This window comes from Citrobacter amalonaticus (assembly GCF_018252635.1).
Classification (GTDB): Bacteria; Pseudomonadota; Gammaproteobacteria; order Enterobacterales; family Enterobacteriaceae; genus Citrobacter_A; species Citrobacter_A amalonaticus_E.
Window position 1 is genome coordinate 128,709 of sequence record NZ_JAGTXM010000004.1, and the last position, 26,047, is coordinate 154,755.

Consider the following 26,047-nt stretch of genomic DNA (forward strand, 5'->3'; position numbering starts at 1 on the left):
GCATGTTTCGCTTGCATCATTCGTCAGTTTTGCCACCCTTAGAGGATGTATAAAGACGAAAGAACAACGACATGCTGCCGAAAGCCAATCGCATTCCCCGCGCCATGACTCTCCATGGCGACACTCGCATCGATAATTACTACTGGCTGCGGGACGACACCCGTTCGCAACCGGATGTGCTGGCGTACCTGAAACAGGAAAACCACTACGGACATCAGGTAATGTCCACGCAACAGGCGTTGCAGGACCGTGTACTGAAAGAAATTATCGATCGTATTCCGCCTCGTGATACCTCAGCACCCTGGGTGAAGAACGGGTATCGCTATCGCCATCTCTATGAACCCGGATGCGAGTACGCCATTTATCAGCGCCAGTCTGCGCTGAGTGAGGAATGGGATGACTGGGAAACGCTGCTTGATGGCAACAAACGGGCGGCGCACAGCGAGTTCTACACTCTGGGGGGACTGGCGATAACGCCGGATAACACCATTATGGCACTGGCGGAAGATTATCTTTCGCGTCGTCAGTACGGGATCCGTTTTCGCAATCTGCAAAACGATAACTGGTATCCGGAGATGCTGGATAACGTGGCTCCCGAATTTGTCTGGGCAAATGATTCTCTGACGTTTTACTACGTTCGTAAACATGCGACGACGCTACTGCCCTGGCAGGTCTGGCGGCACACTGTCGGCACCCCGTCGACACAGGACGAACTGATTTACGAAGAAAAAGACGACACCTTCTACGTCAGCCTGCACAAAACGACATCGCAACATTACATCGTCATACATTTGGCCAGCGCGACGACCAGCGAGGTTTTACTGCTGGACGCTGAACTGGCTGATGCTGAACCGTTCATCTTCCTGCCGCGTCGCAAGGACCACGAATACAGCCTCGATCACTATCAACATAAGTTTTATCTGCGTTCGAACCGCGAGGGTAAAAATTTTGGTCTTTATCGCACCCGTGTGCGCGATGAGAAACAGTGGGAAACGCTGATCCCGGCCCGTGAAGCGATCATGCTGGAAGGGTTTACGCTCTTTACCGACTGGCTGGTGGTGGAAGAGCGTCAGCGTGGCTTAACCAGCCTGCGGCAGATCAATCGTAAAACTCGCGAGGTGGTGGGGATCGCCTTTGACGATCCGGCCTATGTCACCTGGCTTGCTTATAATCCGGAACCGGAAACCTCACGCCTGCGTTATGGCTACTCCTCGATGACCACGCCGGACACGCTGTTTGAACTGGACATGGACACCGGCGAGCGCCGGGTGATTAAACAGACGGAGGTTCCGGGATTTGACGCCGCCAATTATCGCAGCGAACACCTGTGGATCACCGCGCGTGATGGCGTCGAGGTGCCGGTCTCACTCGTTTATCATCAGAAGCATTTTCGCAAAGGGCAAAATCCGCTGCTGGTTTACGGTTACGGTTCCTATGGCGCCAGTATGGATGCCGACTTCAGCAGCAGTCGTTTAAGCCTGCTGGATCGTGGATTCGTCTATGCCATCGTCCACGTGCGAGGCGGAGGCGAACTGGGACAGCAGTGGTATGAAGACGGTAAGTTCCTGAAAAAGCGCAACACCTTCAATGACTATCTCGATGCCTGCGATGCGCTGATTGCCCAGGGCTACGGCTCGCCCTCTCTCTGTTATGGCATGGGCGGTAGCGCGGGTGGAATGCTGATGGGCGTGGCGATCAACGAGCGTCCCGAACGCTTTCATGGCGTGATTGCTCAGGTGCCGTTTGTTGATGTGGTGACGACGATGCTGGATGAGTCGATTCCCCTGACGACCGGGGAGTTTGAAGAGTGGGGGAATCCGAAAGATCCGCAGTATTACGCCTATATGAAAAGCTACAGCCCGTACGATAACGTCAGGGCACAGGCTTATCCGCATCTGTTGGTCACCACCGGGCTGCATGATTCGCAGGTCCAGTACTGGGAACCGGCAAAATGGGTGGCGAAACTGCGTGAACTGAAAACCGATGACCATCTGCTGTTGCTGTGCACGGATATGGATTCCGGACACGGCGGAAAATCAGGCCGTTATAAATCCTGGGAAGGCGTGGCGCTGGAATTCGCTTTTCTGATTGGGCTGGCACAGGGAACATTGCCCGGTGACGGCGCGGTTCAGGCGTCATCCAGATAGTGTTTGAGGGTTAAACGCAATTCCGGGCTCATGCTGTCGAGGTTGTTAAACAGCCAGCGCAGATAGCCCGGATCGCGCTCCGCGATATCTGAAACGGCTTTGCCGCGATACTTGCCGAAAGTAAACGTGGTCAGCAGACCCGGTCGTCCGGTGATGTCGACCATCTGCTCCGCCGTCCAGCCGGAGGTATTCATAATATCGATGAGCAGCGCGGCGGTGATATAACAGTCATAGAGCGCCCGGTGGTGATGCAGTCCTGCAGGCGTTTGCACGTTCAGTTTACGTGATTTGTAGAGCGCCATATTGCTGTACTTGATGCCAGGCCAGAGGCGACGGGAAAGTTTCATGGTGCAAATCCACTCGCCAGGCATGTCTGGCAGCACACGACGGTCAAAGCTGGCATTGTGTGCCACATACCATTTGCTGCCGTAATAGTGGGGGATGACCTCTTCAATCCACGGTTTATCCGCTACCATCGCTTCAGTAATACGATGAATCGCCATGGCCTGCGGTGTGATCGGTCGGTCAGGGCGCACCAGGTGGCTCACAGGGTTCACGATCTTACCGTCAACCACGTCGACAGAAGCGATCTCTACAATCCCGCCCTGCAGGCCACAGGTCTCAGTATCGATGATGCGCAGCATGTAAAACTCCTGACCGAAAACGCTTAGCGTAATGGAATGATATCACCTTGCCAACCCTGCGCTGTGCGTTGCCCCGTTAATAAGAGTGAACCGCGGTCGGCGCGAACAATTAATTGCCCATTTTCATCCCATAATGCGCTACTTCCCCGCGCGTTAGCCATCAGTACGGCAATCGAGAATTGATGCGAGAAGCGCTGTAAACGCGACGTTGAGGTTAATAACTCGGGTTCACTGACGCATTGACTGCTGGTGAACAAAGAACACGTCGGATCCATATCGACGCCCTCCGGCTGTGCATCCACCACGTTGATCGTTTTCAGATCCTCACACAGACACGCGCCGTGGCTTTGATGAAACATGCGCGGTACGGCCATCCCCGGGACAAAGACGGCAATCCCTTTGACAAAGCGGTTGTTATGCTCGACCGGAAGACCGGCAATGATCGTCATACGGTGCGCATGGGCGGCCTGAGAGAGCGGCTGTAGCAGACTGATATCCGGCGGCGCAGGTAGCGACTGTGATTCGTCCATGCAGCCGAGTAGAGAGAGGGAGGGGAACACCAACAGTTCACACTGCTGTCGGGCTGCTGCGTTAATAAAATTCAGGTGATGAGCGATATGTTCGCGAAGAGATGTTTTTAGTGGTTCATACTGTGCAGCAGCTATTTTCCAGGGTGACATAATGATTTCCTTTTCATAGTGTCTACAATCATCCTTAAATAGTAGAATAAGAATGTACTTATACTGTAGCAGGCAATATGTAAGGATATGTAACTTTACATCAAAGATATTATTTAGGCTTGGGCTCATACGGCAAGCGTGACAACGAAACGGACGCCAGACGGTGTGCGATCAGACGTTCGCGAAACCAGTCACGCAGATGAGCAGGCTGTTCACGCTCTACCACTTCGGCGACCACGGGCATATTGTAACGCTCTTTAAACGCGACGCCGGCGGCGGCCAGATCAACGTTTACTTTGTCCATTTCAGCCTGTTCAAGCTGAGCCAGATTTTTGTGCATGGGCTTCTCCTTCAGTTCTGCGCGCAAAAGTTACTAAGAGTCGATCATAATGGCAAGTCGCAATTGAAGATTGTCGACGTGAACATTATAGGAGGTTATCCTCTCAGGATAAGGCATTACAAAAGGGAATAGTTGATATGGTCTCTCCTGCACGTACTTTCCGCTGTACACTTCTTTTTTTGGCTTCCGTTCTGGCAACCCCAACCGTGTGGGCGCATGCGCATCTGACACATCAGTATCCGGCGGCAGATGCCGAGGTGACCGCTGCGCCGCAGGCGCTGACGCTCAATTTTTCTGAAGGTATCGAGCCCGGATTCAGCGGGGCGACGATTACCGGTCCAAAACAAGAGGGAATCAAAACCCGTCCGGCAAAGCGTAATGAACAGGATAAGAAACAGTTAATCGTTCCGCTCGATGAAACCCTGAAACCGGGTCAATACACGGTGAACTGGCACGTGGTTTCCGTTGATGGACACAAAACCAAAGGACAGTACACTTTTAGCGTGAAATAAACATGCTGACGCTGACCTGGGTTACACTCCGCTTCATCCATTTTACCGCCCTGATGCTGGTGTTTGGCTCTGCGCTTTACGGCGCTTGGCTGGCACCGCTCTCTATCCGCCGTCTGATGAACCGACGATTTCTGGGTCTGCAACAGCATGCCGCGTGGTGGAGTTTTCTGAGTGCGCTATTGATGATGGCGATCCAGGGCGGGCTCATGGGCTCCGGCTGGCAGGATGTTATCTCTGTGCCGGTCTGGGTTGCAGTATTACAAACCCAGTTTGGCGGGGTGTGGCTCTGGCAGATCGTTCTGGCGCTGGTGACGCTGGTTGCCGCGCTGATTGTGCCGCGTAATTTAGCGCGGCTGTTGCTGCTCTTAACCCTCGCGCAGTTTGCGCTGTTGACAGGAGTTGGGCATGCCACATTGCACTCGGGGGTTACCGGTGCGCTGCAGCAGACAAACCAGGCGCTACATCTGATTTGTGCCGCGGCCTGGTTTGGGGGACTGCTTCCGGTGCTTTACTGCATGCACATGGCAAAAGGACGCTGGCAACAGCAGGCGGTTTATACCATGATGCGCTTTTCCCGCTATGGTCATCTTGCCGTGGCGGGGGTATTGCTCTCCGGTATCGCCAATGTGCTGTTTATCCAGGGCTTTTCACTGCAGTGGCAGACCGCATGGGGGCAGTTGCTTTTGCTAAAATGTGCACTCGTCCTGCTAATGGTGGCAATCGCACTGGCGAATCGGTATCTTCTCGTACCACGAATGCGGCAGGATAGTCGACGCATCAATCGGTATTTTATTTGGATGACGAAGATCGAATGGGGGCTTGGCGCCGTCGTGCTGGTAATTGTCAGCGTGTTTGCGACGCTGGAACCGTTCTGAAGGACAGGCAAAATTCATGAAAAAAATGATTCTCTCTTTGCTGCTTCTGACCAGTTCAGGGGTTGCGCTGGCGGCACCGCAGGTTATCACCGTGAGCCGTTTTGAAATCGGTAAAGATAAGTGGGCGTTCAATCGTGAAGAGGTGATGCTGACCTGTCGGCCCGGACACGCACTGTATGTGATTAACCCCAGCACGCTTGTTCAGTATCCGTTGAACGATGTTGCACAAGAGCAGGTGGCAAGCGGCAAAACCAATGCACAACCCCTGTCGGTGATTCAGATTGACGATCCGGCAAAACCGGGTGAAAAAATGAGCCTGGCACCGTTTATCGAACGAGCGGAAAAGCTCTGTTAGTTGCCAAAAGTATCTTTCTGATTTCCAATAAAAAACCGCAAACCTTCTGAAAAAGGTTTTGCGGTTTTGACATTTCCGTCAGTGACCATCGCCGTTTTTTTCCAGCCGCATAAGCCGTGGACTGGAAAACCTGGCGTCGTCATCTATTCTTAAAAGGCAAGGCGACTTAGCCTGCATTAATGCCAACTTTTAGCGCACGGCTCTCTCCCAAGAGCCATTTCCCTGGACCGAATACAGGAATCGTATTCGGTCTCTTTTTATCTGTAGAACGGGTGCTTTTCCTGAGCCTAATGGCGTCTTGCACTTATCCTTCTGAGTAAACCATACCCACACCCGGGCATAAACGTCCAGCGTTTTTTGCTGCTATTGTTAAATTTGTGTTAGGGCGTGATTGAGGGCAAAGATGCTCATGAAACAGCCTGAAAAAAGCTACCAAATGATCGAAGGGGCGCAGTGGCGGCATATCTGGGTCGTCGGGGATATCCACGGCTGTTTTGCGCTGCTGATGGCAAAGTTGCGGGCCTGTCACTTTGATCCCTGGCAGGATTTACTGGTCTCGGTGGGCGATCTCATCGATCGTGGTCCTGACAGCTTGCGCTGTCTGCAGCTGCTGCATAAACGCTGGATGGTGGCCGTCAGAGGAAATCATGAACAGATGGCGTTAGAGGCGCTGCGTACGTCACAGTGGTCGTTGTGGACGATGAATGGCGGCGGCTGGTTTACGGCGTTGCCTGAGCACAAACGGCATCAGGCAACGCTTGCACTGGAATATTGTCACCATTTGCCGTGGATCATGGAGCTGCATTGTCGTGAGGCGACGCATGTGGTCGCTCACGCCGATTACCCGGAAGACGTTTACCAGTGGCAAAAGCCGGTTAACCTGACGGAGGTGTTGTGGCGACGCGCGCGCCTGAGTGCGCATCTTGCGGGAGAAGGGAGCGCCATCACCGGCGCTGATCATTTCTGGTTTGGTCATACGCCGCTGCGCCAACGCGTTGACAGCGAAAATCTGCACTACATCGATACGGGAGCGGTATTCGGCGGTGAACTAACGCTGGTACAACTGCAGTAATTAAAAGTCGCTGTATTGCTGCGCGGGCGCCCAGAAACCATCGATAAAATCCTCAACCGGAAAACAGCCGCCCTGACGAATCCGCTGATCGTCCATATAATACAGGCACTGTCGCTCCGTATCGTAAACATCCACCACGATATCTTCGCAACCGCCATCCAGATAACAGACAAACAGAACCAGTGCGAACATCCTATCCTCATTTTGTACAGCCGTAACAAAAGTGTAGGAGGAATTAACGCAAGCGGGAAGGGGGAAATAAATAACCCGCCGTCAGACGGGTTCTTTTTGAATCAGGCAAGACGCATGATCCAGGCATCGGACTTACGATCGTAATGGTTGCGGAAGAGGACCGAATGTTCTCCGTTGAGGAGGGCTGGAATGCTGGTCTCATCGTCCCAGGCATCCAGTTGCATGCATAAATCCGGATCGGATTTACACGGAATGGTTAACGTTCGGTCTCCCGGGGACTCGCCGTGTAACTCGGCATCGTCAATTTCAAAGGCGCCAATGCGCACACTGGTTTTCATCATCGTGCTCTCCGTTGATTCGCTAATTGTGGTACGACCAGTTAGGCCGTCCATTTTTCAGCGTAGTCAACGCAGGCAAAAGCGCCAGTAAAAAATGCGCAAATTTTCCGCTTTCAGACGTTACCGGTAAACAATTTCCCATCACGAACCAGTTCACGCGGATAACTGTTTTTCAGACGCGAGCCGATCCGTTTGGCAAGTCCAATCGGCTGATGCTGGAAGGTCACCAGCACATCGTCGGTAGCGGGTACGGTCTGCGGGTAAACATCGCGACCGCGATACCACTCTTCGGCTTCCTGGCGCGACAGTTCAAACGCACCGCGATGATTCACATCAGCCAGCGCGATGACCGCTTCGTGCTGCCAGCGATAACCTTTGTTATGGATTTCAGCCAGCTTAATGCCGAGGCGAGAGAAACGGACTTTGCCGATCAGCGGTTCAATCTCTGCCGGGAAAAGCCAGACCTCTTTGTCACGCTGCCAGAGGTGCAGGTTTTCACCCCAGTACAGGCCGAGGGCGTTAGCCGCCTGGCCTATACTCGCGGCGTTGCGACCGTTGACAGGGGTAAAAGGAAAGTTGCCCACTTTGTATTTCGGTACGGGCAGCGCGGGAATAGATGCCGTTTTACGCAGGCGGGCGACGAAGAATCCTTCGCAATCATAAATCTGCGGGAAGACATGCAGGAAACCTTCTGCCGTCAGCGCCTGATTTGCCTCAGGAAAAAGACTGTCTAACGGTAAAAACTCCACCGCCTCGGGCCAGGTCTCCTTCAGCCAGGCCAGCACCGATTCGTTTTCTTCGCGATTCAACGTACAGGTTGAATAGACCAGCGTACCGCCGGGGCGCAGGGCGTGAAACGCACTTTCGATCAGTTCGCGCTGGGTTGCGGCAATCTCAAGATTGCTTTCAACGGACCAGTTTTTCAGCGCATCCGGATCTTTACGTACCACCCCTTCACCTGAGCAGGGCGCATCAAGCAAAATAGCGTCGAACATTTCCGGCAGTGCCGCACCGAACACGCGGCCGTCAAAATGGGTCAACGCTACGTTATTGATCCCGCAGCGACTGATATTGGCATGCAGCACTTTCACCCGACTGGCGGAGTATTCGTTCGCGAGGATCGCGCCCTGATTATTCATGCGTGCCGCGATCTGCGTGGTTTTTGAGCCTGGCGCGGCGGCAACGTCCATCACGCGGCATGGTGAGTTATCGTCGGCAAACAGGGCGGTAACCGGCAGCATGGAACTGGCTTCCTGAATATAAAACAGACCGCTCAGATGCTCGGCGGTACTGCCGAGCGGCAGCGTATCTTCATCATCGCGCTCAATCCAGAAACCTTCTTCGCACCACGGAACGGGCGTCAACGACCAGCCATACGGGGCCGTTAAAGTGAGAAAATCGGCCACCGAAATCTTAAGCGTATTAACGCGAATACTGCGGCGTAACGGTCGCTGGCAGGCGGCGAGAAAATCGTCAAAAGAGAGATGCGCAGGCATCGCTTCGCGCATTTGCTTCAAAAAGGCGTCAGGAAAATAAACAGCGTGTTGGGTCACGGGGGAGTACCACCGGCAGAAAAACAAGCACGCAGTGTAGCATAAAGGCGCCGGCGCGAGCACGCCGGCGCCTGATATTAACGTGGCAGCGCCGTGCCCCACTCACGCCACTCTTTTGGCTCACTTTCCAGTAACAGAAAGTGTTTACCCGCCTGCGCTTTCGGCGCCAGCGGGGTGCCAGGCGGCGTGGCGAAGGCAATGCCGCCGCGAATGAACTGATTAAAGGTACCGGTCTTCACCACGCCGCCAGTCAGGCCAAAGTCCAGACTGTATCCGGACGCAAGCCAGAAGACGGAGTTGTTGCGGACCAGGTGCTGGTAGCGTTGACTGATGCGTAAGGCGATCATCACGCGGTCGGACAGTGTGCCGAGCGTCATGCCGGTGACAGTACCAACTTCAATCCCACGGAACAACACAGGCGTACCGATCGCCAGCGATCCCGCTTCCGGGACTTCGAGCACAATACTCAGCCCGTCAAGGTAGCGGGAGTCGGTAATGGTCGCTTCCTGCAGTTCAAAGTCGCGGCGCGGATTACCCCGACCCGGTTCAACGTTGATATAGGGTTGTAAGATCGTGTCGAGATGCTCCACGCCGGCGGCAGAAATTTGCGGCGTAATCACGGAGAAACGCGTCCCGCCCCGTGCGAACGTCTGCACATATTCCGGATACAGTACCGCTTTCGCTTGTACCTCGTTGCGTGAAGTGAGCAGTTCAAGCGTCTGAATCTGTCCGATATCAATACCGAGGTAGCGGATGGGCATCCCGGCCGCCAGTTTCCCGGCATCAAAGGCGTGAAGGGTAATTTGCCCTCCCACCGCACGTGCGGCGGTTTCGGAGGCATACAAAATGCGCTTGTCGCCTTTGCGCTGGCTGGCGCTGGCACCGCTGAGGTTATCAAAGCTGATAGCCCCTTTCAGCGCGCGCGAGAGGGGAGAGGCCTGCACGGTCAGACCGCTGCCGTTGAGTTGCACTTTCGCCCCGCCTTCAGCCCAAAAGACGCTGTTGCTGGTGAGCAGGTTGCGGTACTCCGGCTTGATGTGCAGATCGATATCAAAGGCATCTGCGCGTGGGCGGACAGTGATCACTTCGCCCACCTCAAATTTACGATACAGCACCACGGAACCCGCCTGTACGTCAGGCAGCGTTTCCGCACGCAAACTCAGGGTGGTGGTTGGCAGATCGCTTAAGCTATTCTCGACCGCTTTTTCGAGGTTGGCGTACAGCGGATAGCTGGACTTCATTTCCCCTTTACTGCCTGGTAATATGCGAATACCGCCGCTGATCCATTCGCTGGCGCTGGCCCCAAGGAACTCAACGCCATCCAGACCGACTTTGACATCCACACGGCTGTTGACCACAAATTTACTGTCACCCTGCACCAGGTCACGATGTTGCGGATCGACTGCCGCAGTAAACTCGACACCTTTGCTGGTCAGCTTGCGCTCAATTACCTGGCCGACCTGCACACCGTGAAGGATCAACGGTTGGCCCGCATCGATGCCGTAGCTTTCAGGCGCGGTCAGCGTAAAGGTCAGGACATCCGGTTCGTGGAGCAGCGCTTTTTCTCCGGGGACAACCACGAATTCGCTGCGCGGTTCACCGGTGCCGGGTACCAGTTCAAAGGTTTTGCCCGTCAGCAACGAACTGATGTTGGCATCACTTAGCGAGAGTTTGGGACTGCGAAGTTCAATGCGCGTGCCGTCTCGTAACAGCGTCACAACGCTGGGGTCAACGGTCATTTCACCGGTGACTTTACCGCCAGGCTGTAAAGTCAGTTTGGTGAGCTCACCTACTTCCAGACCCTGATACATCAGCGGTGTGGTATTTGCTTGCAGCCCTTCGCCGCTGGGCAATTCGAGCTTAACAATAACACCGCGCTGGCTGTGCGCCAGGTCGGCGTACAGGCCAAAGGTATCATCCTGATCCGCGATCTTTGAGTCCTCCGGAGAGTCAAAGGCGATGGCTCCGTTTACTAGCGCGGCCAGACTCTCCAGCTTAACCTTCGCCCCGCTCAGGCTGATATCGGCGTTGACCCCTGAAACATTCCAGAAGCGACTGCCTTTCTTCACCAGACTGGTAAAGCGGCGTTCAACCAGCACGTCGATGGTGACGCCCTGTTTGTTCGGGTTAATGCTGTAATCGTAAACTTTACCGACCGGGATCTTGCGGAAATAGACCAGCGAACCGCTGTTCAGCGATCCCAAATCGGGCGCATTAAGATGAATCATCAGATCGCCGTTATCCAGTCGATATTTTGGTTGGGTGTCGAGGGCGACGAAATGATCTTGTTCTTTACCTTTACCGGGCATCATGCCGATATAATTACCGCCAACCAGCGCATCAAGGCCAGAGACACCCGCGAGCGACGCTTTAGGCGTCACCAGCCAGAACTGCGTCTCTTCGCGCAGGGCGTCTTTCATGTCGGATTTAATGCTGACCCGCACCTCAATTTTGCGCAAATCCTTGCTCAGGCGGATGTCCTGAACGGTACCCACCTCAACGCCCTGATAGCGAACAGGTGTGCGGCCGGGGACAATACCATCCGCAGACATGAAGTCGATGGTCACCGTGTTTCCACGATCTTCATAGCTGTTCCATATCAGCCATCCCGCAATCAGTAATGCAATCAGCGGGAGTAGCCAGAATGGTGAGATACGGCGTTTTGTTTTAATCTGCGCTTCAGTCTGCGAAGCGGGCGTTTCCTGACTCATGTGCATCCCAAAGTAAGCGGCTGTCCAGCCATTCCACTGCAAGAATAGTCAAAATGACCGCTGAGCCGAAATAAAACGCAGCCGGTCCCATAGTAAAAGCAAGAATCTGGTCGCGGTTAATCAGCGACATGGTTAAAGCGATAACGAAAAGATCCAGCATCGACCAGCGACCGATCCACGTGACCAGGCGCAAGAGTTGCATCCGCGTGCGTAAACCCTGTTCGCACTTGAACTGAATGCTGAGCAGCAGCGTAAACATGACGATCACTTTGGTGAATGGCACCAGAATACTGGCAATAAAAACTACGGCGGCCACGGCGACATTGCTGTTTGCCAGCGACAGGATACCAGACATGATCGTATCTTCCTGCCGACCGCCGTTCACGTAGATTACCGAGATAGGCAACAGGTTAGCAGGCAGCAGCAAAACAATCGATGCCAACAACGCCGCCCAGCATTTTTGAATACTCTGGTTTCGGCGCTCGCGTAAGGGGATATGGCAACGCGGGCAGCGGCCTCGCGGATCCGGGTAGCCGGTAAAATGACAGCCAAGACAAACGCGCAACTGCTCATCCGGGCGCTTTGCCGGTCGCTGCGGATAAAAACGTTCCCACAGTTGTTCGATGTTCAGGTGCGACAGCGTCAGGATGCTCAGAATCACCAGCGCAATAAACGCGTAAAGCCCCACGCCGGGCTGCAAAAAGGCGTAATCCTGAACTTTGATCGACGCCACGCCGATGCCCACCAGATAGATGTCCAGCATCACCCACTCTTTGAGCCTTTCCAGCATCAGCAGTACCGGGCGCAAATTCATCCCGAGAATATTGCCGAACCACAGGTACGCAATCGCGGTAACGAGGATAAGCGGCGCGCCCGCGACGCAAAACAGTACCATCGCCGCGGTAATGGGATCGCCTTGCTTTGTCATCTGCCAAATCCCCTGCATCACGTTGGCATCGATACGGATGCCCAGCAGATAGATGTGCAGCAGCGGCTCGCCCCAGGCGAAGGGCATCAGCAACAGCATGGTGACCGCCATTGCTCCCAGACGCGTCAGCGACCAGTCACGGCCATCGCGAATTTTCGCCTGGCAGCGGGGACAATACGCGCTCTGGTGTGAACGCATCTTCGGCAGACTAAACAGCAGGTCGCACTGAGGGCAGCGCTGATAGTGCGCACGAGGCAGTGCTTCGCTGATGGATCGGATCGCTATCTTTTTCGTTGGCGTGATCTGGGGTGTCTTGAGAGCCATGTATCGCGAATCAAAGTGTTAGAATTATGTAATCTTAACTCATGACGGGAATGATCTTGAGCATTAACGCATTTAATGCTTATTTTAATAGGCTGGCAGTATCAGAGTAAGACAACTAAGTGATTATATAATGAACAAGACAGAGCTATACGCGGAGCTGAACCGCGATTTTCAGGCATTAATGGCAGGAGAGACCAGTTTTCTGGCCACGCTGGCGAATACCAGCGCACTGTTGTACGAACGTCTTTCGCAAGTTAACTGGGCAGGGTTTTACCTGCTTGAGGGCGATACGCTGGTATTAGGTCCGTTTCAGGGCAAAATTGCCTGTGTGCGGATCCCGGTGGGACGTGGCGTGTGCGGCACCGCTGTTGCCAACAACCAGGTGCAGCGGATTGACGATGTTCACGCCTTTGATGGTCATATCGCCTGCGATGCGGCCAGTAATGCGGAGATTGTTCTGCCATTAACCGTCAATGGTCATATTCTTGGCGTGTTGGACATCGACAGTACGGCGTTTGGGCGCTTCACCGCTGAGGATGAAGAGGGGCTTCGCCGACTCGTCGCTCAGCTTGAAACCGTGCTTGCAATGACGGATTACAAAAAATTCTTTGCGAGCGTCGCAGGATAATCAACGGATAACGTAGCAATTACTGATGGCGTCATTATAATGTCGCCTGTTCATGCCTGCTGCTTGTTGGCTACGTCCGTTGTAATCAGGAAATTTCATGGAAAATCAACCTAAGTTGAATAGCAGTAAAGAAGTCATCGCGTTTTTGGCCGAGCGTTTTCCGCAGTGTTTTAGTGCGGAAGGCGAAGCGCGCCCACTGAAAATTGGCATTTTTCAGGATCTGGTAGAGCGTATTGAGGGCGAAATGAACCTCAGCAAAACGCAACTTCGTTCCGCTTTACGTCTTTATACTTCAAGCTGGCGTTACCTGTACGGCGTTAAGCCGGGCGCAACGCGTGTCGATCTCGACGGCAACCCGTGCGGTGAGCTGGATGAGCAGCACGTTGAACATGCGCGTAAGCAGCTTGAAGAAGCGAAAGCTCGCGTTCAGGCGCAGCGTGCAGAACAGCAAGCGAAAAAACGCGAAGCTGCCGCCGCTGCGGGAGAAACGGAAGACGCACCGCGCCGTGAACGTAAGCCGCGTCCTGCACCACGCCGCAAAGAAGCGACTGAGCGTAAACCGCGTGCTGAAAAACCAGCCGCGAAAGCACCACGCGCACCTCGTGAAGAGAAATTGACTCCGGTTTCGGATATTTCAGCGCTGAGCGTTGGACAGTCTCTGAAGGTGAAAGCGGGCAACGATGCGATGGATGCCACCGTATTAGAAATCACCAAAGATGGCGTCCGTGTACAGCTGAATTCGGGTATGTCTTTGATTGTACGCGCAGAACACCTGGTGTTCTGAAACGGAGGCCAGGCCTGGCATGAACACATTTTTTAGGCTTACCGCGTTAGCTGGCCTGCTTGCAATAGCAGGCCAGACCTTCGCAGTGGACGACATTACGCGTGCCGATCAGATTCCTGTCCTTAAGGAAGAGACACAGCACGCGACGGTGAGTGAACGCGTCACGTCGCGTTTTACGCGTTCTCACTACCGTCAGTTCGATCTCGATTCGGCCTTTTCCGCCAAAATTTTCGACCGCTATCTGAATTTACTCGACTACAGCCACAATGTGCTGTTGGCGGGCGATGTCGAACAGTTTGCGAAGAAGAAAGGGCAACTGGGTGATGAATTGCGTTCGGGTAAGCTCGACGTTTTTTACGATCTCTATAATCTTGCGCAAAAACGCCGCTTCGAGCGTTTTCAGTACGCACTGAAAGTGCTGGAACGTCCGATGGACTTCACCGGGACTGACACCTTCAATCTTGATCGCAGCAAAGCGCCCTGGCCGAAAGATGAGGCTGAGCTGAATGCGCTGTGGGACGGCAAGGTGAAGTTCGATGAGTTAAGTCTGAAACTAACCGGCAAAGACGATAAAGAAATTCGCGAGACGCTCACGCGTCGTTATAAATCCGCCATCCGTCGTCTGACGCAAACCAACAGTGAAGACGTTTTTTCACTGGCGATGACGGCGTTTGCCCGCGAAATTGATCCGCATACCAACTATCTCTCACCACGCAATACTGAGCAGTTTAATACCGAGATGAGCCTGTCCCTTGAAGGGATTGGCGCCGTGTTGCAAATGGATGATGACTATACGGTCATCAACTCCATGGTGGCAGGCGGACCAGCGGCGAAGAGCAAGGCGATTAGCGTCGGCGATCGCATTGTCGGCGTGGGGCAGACCGGTAAGAGCATGGTAGATGTGATCGGCTGGCGCCTGGATGACGTCGTAGCGCTCATTAAAGGGCCAAAAGGCAGCAAGGTTCGTCTTGAAGTTCTGCCTGCTGGCAAAGGAACAAAAACCCGTATTGTCACACTGACACGTGAACGCATTCGTCTGGAAGACCGTGCCGTTAAGATGTCAGTGAAGACGGTGGGTAAAGAGAAAGTCGGCGTCCTGGATATCCCGGGTTTCTACGTTGGTCTGACTGACGATGTCAAAGTTCAGTTGCAGAAACTGGAAAAACAGAATGTCAGCAGTATCGTCATCGATCTGCGAACGAACGGCGGCGGGGCGTTAACGGAAGCGGTTTCGCTGTCCGGTCTGTTTATTCCTTCCGGTCCGGTGGTTCAGGTTCGCGACAATAACGGTAAAGTCCGTGAGGACAGCGATACTGACGGCGTTGTTTATTACAAGGGCCCGCTGGTGGTGCTGGTCGATCGCTTCAGTGCATCGGCATCGGAAATTTTCGCCGCGGCCATGCAGGATTACGGTCGTGCGCTGATCGTCGGTGAGCCGACCTTCGGTAAAGGCACCGTGCAGCAATATCGTTCGTTAAACCGTATTTACGATCAGATGCTGCGTCCTGAATGGCCTGCACTGGGTTCCGTCCAGTACACGATCCAGAAGTTCTATCGTGTAAACGGCGGCAGTACTCAGCGTAAGGGCGTCACGCCGGATATCATCATGCCGACAGGGAATGAAGAGACTGAAACCGGTGAAAAGTTTGAAGATAACGCGTTGCCTTGGGATAGCATTGATGCCGCGACGTATGTGAAATCAAACGATCTGACGCCGTTCGGTCCTGAACTCCTCAAAGATCACAACGCGCGTATCGCGCAGGATCCAGAGTTCCAGTACATCATGAAGGATATCGCCCGTTTCAATGCGATGAAAGACAAACGTAACATCGCGTCTCTGAACTACGCGCAGCGTGAAAAAGAGAATAACGAAGATGATGCGTTGCGCCTGGCGAGAATCAATGACCGGTTTAAACGAGAAGGAAAACCGGTTCTGAAGAAACTGGACGACCTGCCAAAAGATTACCAGGAACCGGATCCGTATCTTGATGAAACGGTGAAGATTGCGCTGGATCTGGCGACGCTTGAGAAAGCGAAGCCCGCGGAACAACCCACCGCGACGAAGTAACTTCAAACAGGCACAAGAAATTGTGCCTGTTTTTTTTAACAAGCGCAGGAAGTCGTCAGCCTGGTGCAGAAAAATGTAAAGTTGTGTCTTTCTGGTGACTTACCGGGCATGGATGCTTGAAAATAGCGGTACGACCCATACGATGTGGGTAATCGCATAGTGCGTTTTGTTAAGTTGAGGTTAAAAGAAAATTATGATGCGAATCGCGCTTTTCCTGTTGACGAACCTGGCCGTCATGGTCGTTTTCGGGCTGGTGCTGAGCCTGACAGGGATTCAGTCGAGCAGCGTTCAGGGCCTGATGATTATGGCGCTGCTGTTCGGTTTTGGTGGTTCCTTCGTTTCACTGCTGATGTCCAAATGGATGGCGTTACGCTCCGTCGGTGGGGAAGTGATCGAGCAACCGCGTAACGAAAGAGAGCGCTGGTTGGTGAATACGGTCGCCACGCAGGCGCGTCAGGCCGGTATCGCCATGCCGCAGGTCGCTATCTACCATGCGCCGGACATTAACGCCTTTGCTACCGGGGCGCGCCGTGATGCGTCTCTGGTTGCAGTCAGCACCGGTTTGCTGCAAAACATGAGCCCGGATGAAGCTGAGGCCGTTATTGCCCATGAAATCAGCCATATTGCGAACGGTGACATGGTTACCATGACGCTGATTCAGGGGGTTGTGAACACCTTTGTTATCTTCATCTCGCGTATTCTGGCGCAGATCGCTGCCGGTTTTCTCGGTGGCAACCGTGATGAAGGTGAAGGGAGCAATGGCAATCCGATGATCTATTTTGCGGTCGCAATGGTACTTGAGCTGGTCTTCGGCATCCTGGCGAGCATTATTACCATGTGGTTCTCTCGTCACCGTGAATTCCACGCCGATGCGGGATCCGCCAAACTGGTTGGTCGTGAAAAGATGATTGCTGCGTTGCAGCGTCTGAAAACCAGCTATGAACCGCAGGAAGCATCCAGCATGATGGCCTTCTGCATTAATGGTAAAGGTAAATCGCTGAGCGAACTGTTTATGACTCACCCGCCGCTGGATAAACGTATCGAAGCGCTGCGCAGTGGGGAATACCTGAAGTAAGCCTGCCGGCAAGAAGAGAAAGCGCGTCCATGGACGCGCTTTTTTTACGCCTGCGCCCGAGGCTGTGTGATGCGCAGAGCGCTCACCACCGCGGCCACGGTCGCCAGAATTCCTGCCGCCAGCAGAGAAACATGCGTGCCGTTATCCCCAAACTGGTTCAACAGCAGCGCGACCAGCGCCGCGCCTGAGCTTTGTCCGAGCAGACGAGCGGTTCCCAGCATGCCGCTGGCGCCGCCGCTGCGTTCGCGTGGCGCTGAGCTGATGATCGTGTGGTTATTGGGAGACTGAAATAAACCAAACCCGGCACCGCAGAGGATCATTGGCCAGATGATATTCAGATCGGACGGCACGACAGGAAGCCACACCAGGGCAAACAACCCACTTGCCATCACCAGCAGGCCCAGCGCTCCCAGCAAACCGGCATGAACGCGTTCAATCAGATACCCGGCCAGCGGGGCCATGACCATGGTCGCCAATGGCCAGGGTGTGAGCAGCAAACCGGTTTCCACTTCGCTGCGTCCGAGTACCGTTTGCAGATAGAAGGGGAGGGAGACCATCGCCAGCATCTGTGCGCAAAAAGAGCAGATGGATGTGCCTATCGATAGTGAGAAAAGGGGAATACGCAGCAGGTCGATCGGCAATAACGGTACCGGTAGTGCGAGCTGACGGCGGATAAAAAAGTAGCCCACGACGACCAGCGCCACCAGTTCAGCACCGATCAGCGTCAGGGACTGTCCCTGTGCGAAACCGCTCAGTGCCGTGATCAGCAGACCAAACGTTAGCGCGTTCATCACGGCGCTGGGGATATCAAAACGCGGTTTATTGCTGCGTGAGCCATTGGGCGGAAGAAAGCGTATTGCCAGCATCAACGCAATGATTCCTAACGGCACATTGATCAGAAACAGCCACTTCCAGGAGGAAATCGAGAGGATCGCTGCGGCAATGGTTGGGCCGGCGGCAGCGGAGACGGCGACGATAAAGGAGTTTATCCCCATTCCTCGTCCCAGGTGGTGCTGAGGATAAATCAGACGAATCAACGCCGTGTTGACGCTCATTAGCGCTGCGCCGCCAAACCCCTGAACGACGCGCGCCATCGTCAACATCTGTAGCGAGTCCGCAAGTGCGCAAAACAGTGAGGCCAGCAAAAAAACTACCAGTCCGCATTTGTAGATGCGGCGATAGCCAAACATATCGCCCAGAAACGACAGCGATAGTAACGAGACGACAATGGCAATCTGATAGGCGTTAACAACCCAGATTGAGCTGGCGGCTGAAGCGTGCAAATCGGCGGCGATGGTGGGGAGCGCCACGTTGGCAATGGCGCCGTCCAGTACGGCCATCGAAATACCTATAACGATGGTTAAAATAGCACCATATCGTTGTGGAAGCGGCAGGCCGTCGGCCTGGGAGTTATTCATGTGATTGATAGTTTCTGCGAAGAATATGATCAGGGTTGTGATTTTAGCATTGATATTCAGGCTTTATCTCGCAGATTTGTAACGAAGTAAGCAAAGATGGATTGCGGGCGCCTGGTCATGAAATTATAATAAAAAATTGTTCTGATTTTTATAAAACACTCGTAATGAGGTGATAAATGGCTAACGCAGATCTGGATAAACAGCCTGATTCTGTATCTTCCGTGCTGAAAGTCTTTGGCATTCTGCAGGCGCTGGGTGAAGAGCGCGAAATAGGGATTACCGAGTTATCACAACGCGTCATGATGTCAAAAAGCACCGTTTATCGCTTTTTACAGACCATGAAAACACTGGGATATGTGTCACAGGAAGGTGAATCCGAGAAGTATTCTCTGACGCTGAAACTGTTTGAACTGGGCGCTCGCGCGCTACAGAATGTTGACCTTATCCGCAGTGCGGACATCCAGATGCGCGAACTCTCTCGTCTGACGAAAGAAACCGTGCACCTTGGCGCGCTGGACGAAGACAGCATCGTCTACATTCATAAGATTGATTCGATGTACAACCTGCGCATGTATTCGCGTGTGGGTCGCCGCAACCCGCTTTACAGTACCGCGATTGGTAAAGTGCTGCTGGCCTGGCGCGATCGTGATGAAGTGAAGCAGATTCTGGACGGCGTGGAGTACAAGCGCAGTACCGGGCGCACCATCACCACTACGGAAGCCTTGCTGCCGGTGCTGGATAAAGTCCGTGAACAGGGTTATGGCGAAGATAACGAAGAACAAGAAGAAGGTTTGCGTTGCATTGGCGTACCGGTATTCGATCGTTTCGGCGTGGTGATTGCCGGCCTGAGTATCTCCTTCCCAACGCTGCGTTTTTCCGAAGAGAACCTGCATGACTACGTTTCGATGCTGCATACTGCGGCGCGTAAAATCTCTGAGCAGATGGGTTACAACGATTATCCGTTCTGATGATGTCATGCTGTCTGTATGAAAGAAATGGCCGGCTCTTTGCCGGCCACTTTAAACCTGTGACATTCTGCTTAAGCAATACGTAGGTGCTGATCGCGTTGGTGGGATATTAACCGTTATCGACGACCACGGTACTTTTACGCAATATCGGACAATCCGTTAATCCGATGATACCACTATCGGTATGAACATATTGCGCGGTGGCGGTTCCTCGCGCGGTGAGATACTTGCATTGCAAACCCAGTCCGGCCGCATTCTCCTGACTGCCTATCAACACTCCATATCCACTGAGTAATAATCCAATCCAGACAAGCGCAAACAACACGATAGCGCGAATAATCAAACGCATTATGACCTCTTTTCTTCTATACGTTAGACTGAGCTTAGCGTTTACGCTCACTGATACAAGTAAATGATTCTTAAAAAATCGCTAATGTCTTCTGTAGTTAGTCCTGGTTTAAGAAACGCATGATAATTTGGTGGCATAAGATGTTGATGCGGAGAGTGGAGTGAAAAAGTTTCGATGGATAATTCTGGTGGTGGTAGTGCTTGTGTGCCTGCTGTTGTGGGCCCAGGTGTTCAACATCATGTGTGACCAGGATGTACAATTTTTCAGCGGAATTTGCGCCATCAATAAATTTATCCCCTGGTGAGAACATTTTTTCATCCGTTGATTTCCTTCCTGTGGCGCGGTGGTAAAATAGCGCGTCTACATTGAGGTGGTGAAATGAACGAAGTAGTGAATTCCGGCGTGCTTAATTTTGCGCCGTTGATTGTATCGGTGGGGGTTCTGGTTGTTGGGCTGGTGCTGTGGTTCTTTATCAACCGTGCGAGCTCGCGAACCAATGAGCAGATTGAGCTGCTTGAGGCGTTGTTAGATCAGCAGAAGCGACAAAATGCATTATTGCGTCGTCTCTGTGAAGCGAACGAGCCGGAGAAAGTGACAGAGGCGTCACCTAAGGCCAATGACCCGCAAGAGGATGAGGATATCATCCGTCTGGTCGCAGAGCGTTAATCCTCGTGTAACAGGAAGCGAATGGGCTGGCGTCTCGCCAGACTTTCCTTCCTGTTTTGTTATCCTGCACGCTATTAGTGCAATCGCATGTCGCTTCGCTATATCCGTTCCTTCCGTGCCGTTGCGTCTGTTATTGCCGGTCCATACTTAATTATATTTTTCCATACGTTAATAATGTGATCTTCCGCGTTTTGTGAGAATGATCGTCTTTATAATAAGCGAAACGTTTCTTTCCCTATTTTTGTGCATTGTCATCATTCTTTCATTAAATGAGTGCATAAGAACAGAGGATATCAAGATGGAACGAAATGCGGCGTTATTATGATAACGGGTCATTTTGCGTTGAAACAAATTATGCATAACAAAGCAGCATTTGTGATAACGGTGGATCTCCATGTTTCGACATCGCGATGATCTGGAAGTCGCGAAGTTATTGAGCTATGGTTGAAAAGTCCCCGCTGCGCTGCGGGTCTGACAAGGGCCCAGCAAGCACGCGGGAATATATCGGCTTGAGAATTGACGCATAACTGTGCAGATACTCTGTGTCGACTGGCGAGATTTGTGCGACCGATCGAGACACGTTTAAAAATGGCTTGCCATAATTAACGTTGTATGTGATAACACGTTTTGGGTTAAACGAGGTACAGTTCTGTTTATGTGTGGCATTTTCAGTAAAGAAGTCCTGAGTAAACACGTTGTCGTTGAATACCGCTTCTCTGCCGAACCTTATATTAGTGCCTCAAGCAGTAATGTCTCAGTTTTATCTATGTTATGCCTGCGGGCGAAGAAAACACTCTAAGGAATTTTGCAAATGGCAAAGATTAAAGGTCAAGTTAAGTGGTTCAACGAGTCTAAAGGTTTTGGCTTTATTACTCCGGCTGATGGCAGCAAAGATGTGTTCGTACACTTCTCCGCTATCCAGGGTAATGGCTTCAAAACTCTGGCTGAAGGCCAGAACGTTGAGTTCGAAATTCAGGACGGCCAGAAAGGTCCGGCTGCTGTTAACGTTACAGCTATCTGATCGACACCACTGATTTGAAGCGCATCTGCGCATCAACCTCAGATTTAAAGCCTCGCTGATGCGGGGCTTTTTCATTCATCTTCCTTCAAAGTATGTCTGAATGCCTCCTCCGTTAGCGCTTTGTTGCAAAGCCGTGATGTTATTAGCATAGTTTTCACCGCTTTCACGCCGTTATTCCCGTTAAATCAGTCACCTGAATATCATGTTTGCCGGAGAACAGGTGAAAAAGAAAAGTGATAGTACGGCGCGCAGTTTTACACCGTTACGATTTGCGCTGCTTTGTATCGCCATATTGCTGAGTCTGGGGCTGTTGCTGGGGCGCGTCGCCTGGTTGCAGATTGTCGACCCCGAACGTCTGGTCAGGCAAGAAAATATGCGCTCACTGCGCGACGTTACCACGGCATCTCCGCGTGGAATGATCACTGACCGGCAGGGACGACCACTGGCGGTCAGCGTACCGGTGAATGCCGTCTGGGCTGATCCCAGGACGTTGTTGAGCAAAGGGGGCGTTGGTGTCAACGAACGCTGGCAGGCGCTAGCCAACACGCTGCATCTTTCACTCACAACCCTGGCAGCACGCGTTAACCACGATCCGTCGGCGCGGTTCATCTACCTTGCGCGCCAGGTTTCTCCTCAACAGGCGAAGTGGATTGATAAGCTGAATCTACCCGGGATCAATTTGCGTGAGGAATCCCGTCGGTTTTACCCGGCAGGTCATGTCGCGGCGAATCTGATTGGTTTCACCAATATCGACGGGCAGGGTATTGAAGGGGTTGAGAAAAGCTTCAATGCACAGTTAATGGGAAAGCCGGGCTCCCGCCTGGTTCGCAAAGATAAGTTTGGTCATGTGATTGAAAACATCACGGAAGTTAAACCTGTGCCGGCGCATCAACTGCAGCTTAGCATCGATGAGCGGTTGCAGACGGTCACCGAGGACGCGCTGGACAATGCGGTACGCTGGAATAAAGCGCAATCAGGCGCTGCTGTGCTGGTGAACATTGCTACTGGCGAGATTATGGCGATGGCCAGTTTTCCCGATTTTAACCCAAACAACCGTGATGGTGCGGTGCTTGATGATTTTCGTAACCGGGCGATTAGCGATACCTTCGAGCCGGGTTCGACGGTGAAACCGCTGGTCATCATGACGGCGCTTGAGCAGGGGATCGTCCAGCCTGATAGCGTGATCGACACCCATCCGTTTTACCTTGACGGGCATCGGATCCGCGACGTGGGCTTTTATCCGGAACTGACGCTGACCGGCATTTTGCAGAAATCGAGCGACACCGGCGTGTCGCATCTTTCCTTAGCGATGCCGATCCAGCGAGTAGTGGATACCTATAAGCGTTTTGGTTTTGGGCAACCGACGGGGTTGGGACTCACCGGCGAGAGTCAGGGGTTGATGCCGCAACGTCGTTACTGGAGCGATCTGGATCGTGCGACCTTTGCCTTTGGTTACGGCCTGATGGTGACACCGCTACAGCTGGCGCACGTGTATGCCACGATTGGTAGTTTTGGCCTGTATCGACCGCTTTCTATCACGCGAATCGATCCGCCCGTCATCGGTAAGCGCGTGATGTCGGAAGCATTGGTCAGACAGGTGGAGCATATGATGGAAAGCGTCGCCCTGCCGGGGGGAGGCGGGACGAAGGCGGCGGTTAGGGATTATCGCGTGGCGGTTAAAACCGGGACGGCGAAGAAGATCGGCGATAACGGTCAATATATCGATAAATATGTGGCATATACCGCAGGGGTGGCACCGGCAAGTAACCCGAAGTTTGCGCTGGTGGTGGTGATCAACGATCCGCAGAACGGGGCCTATTACGGTGGCGCGGTGTCTGCACCGGTTTTCAGCCAGATCATGGGCGATGTGCTGCGGCTGGAAAACGTCAAACCGGATGGAATGCCCGCCGACTCCAGTCATTTGCTGGTACTACAGGGTAATCCGCGGACGCTCTCCATGCGCTAAGTGATTCTCCCGGGGCGTAAATCGCGTTACACTTGCGCCCTGAATTCACCTGCCGGAGTTGTTATGTCGTTTTCCTGCCCACTTTGTCACCAGCCCCTTGCGCACGTCAATAACAGTTTCATCTGTCCGCAGCGGCATCAGTTTGATGTGGCAAAAGAGGGGTACGTTAACCTGTTGCCGGTACAGCATAAGCGTTCGCGCGATCCAGGCGACAGCGCGGAGATGATGCAGGCGCGGCGTGCGTTTCTCGATGCCGGACACTATCAGCCACTGCGTGATGCCATTGTTGATCAACTTTCCTCGCACCTCGACGCGACAGCGAGCTCGATTCTTGATATCGGGTGTGGGGAAGGGTATTACACTCACGCCTTTGCCGATGCGTTGCCGACGGCGACCACCTGTGGACTGGATGTGGCGAAAGTGGCGATCAAAGCGGCGGCCAGACGCTATCCACAGGTGACATTCTGTGTCGCCTCGAGCCATCGTTTGCCGTTTGCTGATGCCAGTCAGGATGCGATTGTGCGGATTTACGCGCCGTGTAAAGCGCAAGAACTGGCGCGCGTAGTCAAGCCGAACGGATGGGTTTTTACGGCAACGCCGGGACCGCGGCATTTAATGGAGTTGAAAGGGTTGATTTACGATGAGGTCCGACTCCATGCTCCGCATACCGAGCAACTGGAAGGATTCACTCTGCGAGAGGATATCACACTGGCGTATCCGATGCGCCTGAGTGGCAAGGAAGCCGTGGCGCTACTGCAGATGACGCCTTTTGCCTGGCGGGCGAAACCGGAGGTTTGGGAACAGCTGTCGGACAGCGAAATGTTTGACTGCCAGACGGATTTTCGTCTTCACCTCTGGCAGCGTGCAGATTAACCGTGGAAGTGCGTCCAGAGGATCTGGACGCCGATACCGATCAGTACGGCCCCACCCAGAATTTCAGCCCGTTTGCCAAGCAGCGGGCCAATGAAGCGACCAACCATCATTCCCAGTGTGGACATGATAAGCGTGGCGCAGCCGATAGCCAGTGCAGTAGCGACAATGTTAACCTGCAGGAACGCCAGTCCCACGCCGACAGCCATGGCATCGAGGCTAGTGGCGATAGCCGTAGTGACCAGTAACCAGAAACCGTGACGGCGCAGCGGTTCATCGTCATCGTCATCCGTCCCACGACATCCTTCAATAATCATCCGTCCGCCCAGAAAGGCCAGCAGGATGAAGGCAATCCAGTGATTCCATTCCAGCACGAATTTACTGGCTAACATACCCAGCGCCCAGCCGATAAGCGGCGTCAATGTTTCCACTGCGCCGAAGATCAAACCGGTACGCAGGGCTTCAGAGAATTTGGGTTTATGCAGGGCCGCGCCTTTGCCAATTGATGCAGCAAAAGCATCCATCGACATGCCGAAAGCGAGAATGAGAGTGGCGGTGATATTCATAACAGCGTCCTGACCGGGGTTTCCATAAAACACACCACTGCCCCCAGTAAACATGCACACCTGAACTCAGGGCTCATACCGTATGCATAGCAGTTGATGTGCCTATGGTCTCGCCTGACTGAAAGAGATTTCAGTCCGTACGTGCCACGTTTTGCAACGAGTATGTTGACACGTACATTTCCGGAGTCTGGAAATCGGCTACTCCCCAAATGACGGCGCAACCTTAACATATTTTGAGAATATAAAACAACAACGGAGAAATATTATTTGACCTTTAGTTGAAAACGATTTTCATTTAGATTTATTGGTAGATAGAACGTTAAAATAAATAACATTTACGCAGGTGCATTATAGCCTTAGCTATGTTTTTAACTACAATTAAATTGCGAAAAACAAAGCTCAGGCTATATCTATAACTTACTGAGATGAAACGAGAAGTTTATATATTCTTTCCAGATCGTCGATATTACGCACACGAATAAGCAGGCGCCGTTGTTCTAATTGCATCACCAGAACACCATCTTCCGATAAATTCATCTCTTTAATGCGGTTATATTCTATCCATACGTTGGCGAAGAAAAAGCCACCCTGTTTGAAGAGGATTTTCGGTACCCGGATCCAGAAAATATAAAACCCCATTAACGCCAGGGCACATAATAACCAGGTGGTCACGACAGCCCCATGGCTGGTGACATTGTTGTAGATAAGAATCGCGATGAGTCCAATGAAGATGACGCTGTCTACGCGGCTTCGACGCAACAGCGGGATAGCAAGCAGAGTCGGGCCATTGCGGCGTGGCATGATGAACTGATCGTAAATGGCGTAAGCCAGTAACGCGGCAATAAACAAAACCAGCACCAGGTCCGTGATAGTCATTGAGCCTTGTTCCTCCAGATAAAAAAACGGGGCCTTATAGGCCCCGGGAGAGTGATGACAAACTTTATCCCGATACCGGACAAGCAGAGATCACCTTATTAAAAACAGGAAAATCAATTCA

28 protein-coding genes are annotated in these 26,047 nt (G+C 52.9%); 16 read left to right on the top strand and 12 right to left on the bottom strand.

The window, feature by feature from the left end:
• Positions 1–71: 71 nt before the first annotated feature.
• Positions 72–2,147, top strand: coding sequence for an oligopeptidase B (gene ptrB / locus KE671_RS13370; protein WP_206163343.1), 2,076 nt, complete (start codon positions 72–74; stop codon positions 2,145–2,147).
• Here the strand turns inward: ptrB and exoX are convergent.
• The 3 genes from exoX to KE671_RS13385 all read right to left on the bottom strand — a co-directional run bounded on the left by exoX (position 2,129) and on the right by KE671_RS13385 (position 3,811).
• Complete coding sequence (gene exoX, locus KE671_RS13375; RefSeq protein WP_206163344.1) at positions 2,129–2,791, bottom strand: exodeoxyribonuclease X; 663 nt, start codon at positions 2,789–2,791, stop codon at positions 2,129–2,131. The genes ptrB and exoX overlap by 19 nt on opposite strands.
• Before the next feature lie 23 nt (positions 2,792–2,814).
• On the bottom strand, positions 2,815–3,471 hold the full coding sequence (locus KE671_RS13380) for a carbon-nitrogen hydrolase family protein (RefSeq protein ID WP_206163345.1): 657 nt from the start codon (positions 3,469–3,471) through the stop codon (positions 2,815–2,817).
• 109 nt (positions 3,472–3,580) lie between these two features.
• Positions 3,581–3,811: a DNA polymerase III subunit theta gene (locus tag KE671_RS13385; RefSeq protein ID WP_042318454.1), complete on the bottom strand. Its 231-nt coding sequence runs from the start codon at positions 3,809–3,811 to the stop codon at positions 3,581–3,583.
• Between the two features lie 137 nt (positions 3,812–3,948).
• On the opposite strand from KE671_RS13385, the gene yobA reads away from it, so the two are divergent.
• The 4 genes from yobA to pphA all read left to right on the top strand — a co-directional run bounded on the left by yobA (position 3,949) and on the right by pphA (position 6,625).
• Complete coding sequence (gene yobA / locus KE671_RS13390; protein ID WP_206163346.1) at positions 3,949–4,323, top strand: CopC domain-containing protein YobA; 375 nt, start codon at positions 3,949–3,951, stop codon at positions 4,321–4,323.
• 2 nt (positions 4,324–4,325) lie between these two features.
• Positions 4,326–5,198: a copper homeostasis membrane protein CopD gene (copD, locus tag KE671_RS13395; protein ID WP_206163347.1), complete on the top strand. Its 873-nt coding sequence runs from the start codon at positions 4,326–4,328 to the stop codon at positions 5,196–5,198.
• A 16-nt stretch (positions 5,199–5,214) separates the two neighbouring features.
• Positions 5,215–5,553: a YebY family protein gene (locus tag KE671_RS13400; protein ID WP_206163348.1), complete on the top strand. Its 339-nt coding sequence runs from the start codon at positions 5,215–5,217 to the stop codon at positions 5,551–5,553.
• A gap of 409 nt (positions 5,554–5,962) precedes the next feature.
• Entirely contained in the window at positions 5,963–6,625 is a 663-nt protein-coding gene (gene pphA, locus KE671_RS13405) for a protein-serine/threonine phosphatase (RefSeq protein ID WP_206163349.1), read from the top strand.
• On the opposite strand, the gene KE671_RS13410 is transcribed toward pphA, so the two are convergent.
• The 5 genes from KE671_RS13410 to yebS all read right to left on the bottom strand — a co-directional run bounded on the left by KE671_RS13410 (position 6,626) and on the right by yebS (position 12,671).
• A complete protein-coding gene (locus tag KE671_RS13410) occupies positions 6,626–6,817 on the bottom strand; it encodes a YebW family protein (RefSeq protein WP_043000391.1) in 192 nt (63 codons plus the stop codon).
• A 101-nt stretch (positions 6,818–6,918) separates the two neighbouring features.
• Entirely contained in the window at positions 6,919–7,155 is a 237-nt protein-coding gene (locus KE671_RS13415; protein WP_167382411.1) for a YebV family protein, read from the bottom strand.
• 113 nt (positions 7,156–7,268) lie between these two features.
• Positions 7,269–8,708 (bottom strand): 16S rRNA (cytosine(1407)-C(5))-methyltransferase RsmF, encoded by a 1,440-nt coding sequence (gene rsmF / locus KE671_RS13420; protein ID WP_206163350.1) that lies wholly within the window; start codon positions 8,706–8,708, stop codon positions 7,269–7,271.
• Between the two features lie 77 nt (positions 8,709–8,785).
• The gene (locus tag KE671_RS13425; RefSeq protein ID WP_206163351.1) at positions 8,786–11,419 is read right to left on the bottom strand and encodes a PqiB family protein; all 2,634 of its coding nucleotides are present in this window, start codon (positions 11,417–11,419) and stop codon (positions 8,786–8,788) included.
• Entirely contained in the window at positions 11,388–12,671 is a 1,284-nt protein-coding gene (gene yebS / locus KE671_RS13430; protein ID WP_206163352.1) for a paraquat-inducible protein A, read from the bottom strand. Before yebS ends, KE671_RS13425 begins: the two co-directional genes overlap by 32 nt.
• Positions 12,672–12,801: 130 nt before the next feature.
• Here yebS and KE671_RS13435 point away from each other — a divergent pair, with 130 nt between their 5' ends.
• The 4 genes from KE671_RS13435 to htpX all read left to right on the top strand — a co-directional run bounded on the left by KE671_RS13435 (position 12,802) and on the right by htpX (position 17,226).
• Complete coding sequence (locus KE671_RS13435; protein WP_206163353.1) at positions 12,802–13,299, top strand: GAF domain-containing protein; 498 nt, start codon at positions 12,802–12,804, stop codon at positions 13,297–13,299.
• A gap of 97 nt (positions 13,300–13,396) precedes the next feature.
• Positions 13,397–14,083 (top strand): RNA chaperone ProQ, encoded by a 687-nt coding sequence (proQ, locus tag KE671_RS13440; protein ID WP_043000397.1) that lies wholly within the window; start codon positions 13,397–13,399, stop codon positions 14,081–14,083.
• 19 nt (positions 14,084–14,102) lie between these two features.
• The gene (prc, locus tag KE671_RS13445; protein WP_206163354.1) at positions 14,103–16,151 is read left to right on the top strand and encodes a carboxy terminal-processing peptidase; all 2,049 of its coding nucleotides are present in this window, start codon (positions 14,103–14,105) and stop codon (positions 16,149–16,151) included.
• 193 nt (positions 16,152–16,344) lie between these two features.
• A complete protein-coding gene (htpX, locus tag KE671_RS13450) occupies positions 16,345–17,226 on the top strand; it encodes a protease HtpX (RefSeq protein ID WP_206163355.1) in 882 nt (293 codons plus the stop codon).
• Positions 17,227–17,270: 44 nt separating this feature from the next.
• Here the strand turns inward: htpX and KE671_RS13455 are convergent, their stop codons facing one another.
• Entirely contained in the window at positions 17,271–18,644 is a 1,374-nt protein-coding gene (locus KE671_RS13455) for an MFS transporter (RefSeq protein WP_206163356.1), read from the bottom strand.
• 176 nt (positions 18,645–18,820) lie between these two features.
• Here KE671_RS13455 and kdgR point away from each other — a divergent pair, with 176 nt between their 5' ends.
• A complete protein-coding gene (gene kdgR, locus KE671_RS13460; RefSeq protein WP_206163357.1) occupies positions 18,821–19,612 on the top strand; it encodes a DNA-binding transcriptional regulator KdgR in 792 nt (263 codons plus the stop codon).
• Between the two features lie 109 nt (positions 19,613–19,721).
• On the opposite strand, the gene KE671_RS13465 is transcribed toward kdgR, so the two are convergent.
• Positions 19,722–19,961: a YobH family protein gene (locus KE671_RS13465; RefSeq protein ID WP_043001907.1), complete on the bottom strand. Its 240-nt coding sequence runs from the start codon at positions 19,959–19,961 to the stop codon at positions 19,722–19,724.
• A 160-nt stretch (positions 19,962–20,121) separates the two neighbouring features.
• Between KE671_RS13465 and mgrB the strand changes: the two genes are divergently transcribed.
• From mgrB to rlmA, 6 genes are all read left to right on the top strand, one after another.
• Positions 20,122–20,265, top strand: a complete 144-nt coding sequence (mgrB, locus tag KE671_RS13470) for a PhoP/PhoQ regulator MgrB (RefSeq protein ID WP_042318479.1) — start codon at positions 20,122–20,124, stop codon at positions 20,263–20,265.
• A gap of 74 nt (positions 20,266–20,339) precedes the next feature.
• Entirely contained in the window at positions 20,340–20,627 is a 288-nt protein-coding gene (locus tag KE671_RS13475) for a YebO family protein (RefSeq protein ID WP_206163358.1), read from the top strand.
• A gap of 655 nt (positions 20,628–21,282) precedes the next feature.
• The gene (locus KE671_RS13480; protein WP_043000402.1) at positions 21,283–21,426 is read left to right on the top strand and encodes a DUF2627 domain-containing protein; all 144 of its coding nucleotides are present in this window, start codon (positions 21,283–21,285) and stop codon (positions 21,424–21,426) included.
• A 12-nt stretch (positions 21,427–21,438) separates the two neighbouring features.
• Positions 21,439–21,648: a transcription antiterminator/RNA stability regulator CspE gene (cspE, locus tag KE671_RS13485; protein WP_001062678.1), complete on the top strand. Its 210-nt coding sequence runs from the start codon at positions 21,439–21,441 to the stop codon at positions 21,646–21,648.
• 220 nt (positions 21,649–21,868) lie between these two features.
• Positions 21,869–23,614 carry a peptidoglycan glycosyltransferase FtsI gene (ftsI, locus tag KE671_RS13490; protein WP_206163359.1) on the top strand — a complete coding sequence of 582 codons (1,746 nt, stop codon included), beginning with the start codon at positions 21,869–21,871 and terminating at the stop codon, positions 23,612–23,614.
• A 63-nt stretch (positions 23,615–23,677) separates the two neighbouring features.
• Positions 23,678–24,487 carry a 23S rRNA (guanine(745)-N(1))-methyltransferase gene (rlmA, locus tag KE671_RS13495; protein WP_206163360.1) on the top strand — a complete coding sequence of 270 codons (810 nt, stop codon included), beginning with the start codon at positions 23,678–23,680 and terminating at the stop codon, positions 24,485–24,487.
• On the opposite strand, the gene mntP is transcribed toward rlmA, so the two are convergent.
• Entirely contained in the window at positions 24,484–25,050 is a 567-nt protein-coding gene (mntP, locus tag KE671_RS13500) for a manganese efflux pump MntP (protein ID WP_206163361.1), read from the bottom strand. The two genes, rlmA and mntP, sit on opposite strands and share 4 nt — an antisense overlap.
• 417 nt (positions 25,051–25,467) lie before the next feature.
• Positions 25,468–25,926, bottom strand: a complete 459-nt coding sequence (locus KE671_RS13505; protein ID WP_206163362.1) for a DUF986 family protein — start codon at positions 25,924–25,926, stop codon at positions 25,468–25,470.
• Positions 25,927–26,047 lie beyond the last annotated feature (121 nt).

Bases quoted from the DNA above. Each gene is read 5' to 3' on its own strand.
- ptrB (WP_206163343.1), top strand. From the start codon at position 72: ATGCTGCCGAAAGCCAATCGCATTCCCCGCGCCATGACTCTCCATGGC.
- exoX (WP_206163344.1), bottom strand. From the start codon at position 2,791: ATGCTGCGCATCATCGATACTGAGACCTGTGGCCTGCAGGGCGGGATT.
- KE671_RS13380 (WP_206163345.1), bottom strand. From the start codon at position 3,471: ATGTCACCCTGGAAAATAGCTGCTGCACAGTATGAACCACTAAAAACA.
- KE671_RS13385 (WP_042318454.1), bottom strand. From the start codon at position 3,811: ATGCACAAAAATCTGGCTCAGCTTGAACAGGCTGAAATGGACAAAGTA.
- yobA (WP_206163346.1), top strand. From the start codon at position 3,949: ATGGTCTCTCCTGCACGTACTTTCCGCTGTACACTTCTTTTTTTGGCT.
- copD (WP_206163347.1), top strand. From the start codon at position 4,326: ATGCTGACGCTGACCTGGGTTACACTCCGCTTCATCCATTTTACCGCC.
- KE671_RS13400 (WP_206163348.1), top strand. From the start codon at position 5,215: ATGAAAAAAATGATTCTCTCTTTGCTGCTTCTGACCAGTTCAGGGGTT.
- pphA (WP_206163349.1), top strand. From the start codon at position 5,963: ATGAAACAGCCTGAAAAAAGCTACCAAATGATCGAAGGGGCGCAGTGG.
- KE671_RS13410 (WP_043000391.1), bottom strand. From the start codon at position 6,817: ATGTTCGCACTGGTTCTGTTTGTCTGTTATCTGGATGGCGGTTGCGAA.
- KE671_RS13415 (WP_167382411.1), bottom strand. From the start codon at position 7,155: ATGAAAACCAGTGTGCGCATTGGCGCCTTTGAAATTGACGATGCCGAG.
- KE671_RS13425 (WP_206163351.1), bottom strand. From the start codon at position 11,419: ATGAGTCAGGAAACGCCCGCTTCGCAGACTGAAGCGCAGATTAAAACA.
- yebS (WP_206163352.1), bottom strand. From the start codon at position 12,671: ATGGCTCTCAAGACACCCCAGATCACGCCAACGAAAAAGATAGCGATC.
- KE671_RS13435 (WP_206163353.1), top strand. From the start codon at position 12,802: ATGAACAAGACAGAGCTATACGCGGAGCTGAACCGCGATTTTCAGGCA.
- proQ (WP_043000397.1), top strand. From the start codon at position 13,397: ATGGAAAATCAACCTAAGTTGAATAGCAGTAAAGAAGTCATCGCGTTT.
- prc (WP_206163354.1), top strand. From the start codon at position 14,103: ATGAACACATTTTTTAGGCTTACCGCGTTAGCTGGCCTGCTTGCAATA.
- htpX (WP_206163355.1), top strand. From the start codon at position 16,345: ATGATGCGAATCGCGCTTTTCCTGTTGACGAACCTGGCCGTCATGGTC.
- KE671_RS13455 (WP_206163356.1), bottom strand. From the start codon at position 18,644: ATGAATAACTCCCAGGCCGACGGCCTGCCGCTTCCACAACGATATGGT.
- kdgR (WP_206163357.1), top strand. From the start codon at position 18,821: ATGGCTAACGCAGATCTGGATAAACAGCCTGATTCTGTATCTTCCGTG.
- KE671_RS13465 (WP_043001907.1), bottom strand. From the start codon at position 19,961: ATGCGTTTGATTATTCGCGCTATCGTGTTGTTTGCGCTTGTCTGGATT.
- KE671_RS13475 (WP_206163358.1), top strand. From the start codon at position 20,340: ATGAACGAAGTAGTGAATTCCGGCGTGCTTAATTTTGCGCCGTTGATT.
- KE671_RS13480 (WP_043000402.1), top strand. From the start codon at position 21,283: ATGTGTGGCATTTTCAGTAAAGAAGTCCTGAGTAAACACGTTGTCGTT.
- cspE (WP_001062678.1), top strand. From the start codon at position 21,439: ATGGCAAAGATTAAAGGTCAAGTTAAGTGGTTCAACGAGTCTAAAGGT.
- rlmA (WP_206163360.1), top strand. From the start codon at position 23,678: ATGTCGTTTTCCTGCCCACTTTGTCACCAGCCCCTTGCGCACGTCAAT.
- mntP (WP_206163361.1), bottom strand. From the start codon at position 25,050: ATGAATATCACCGCCACTCTCATTCTCGCTTTCGGCATGTCGATGGAT.
- KE671_RS13505 (WP_206163362.1), bottom strand. From the start codon at position 25,926: ATGACTATCACGGACCTGGTGCTGGTTTTGTTTATTGCCGCGTTACTG.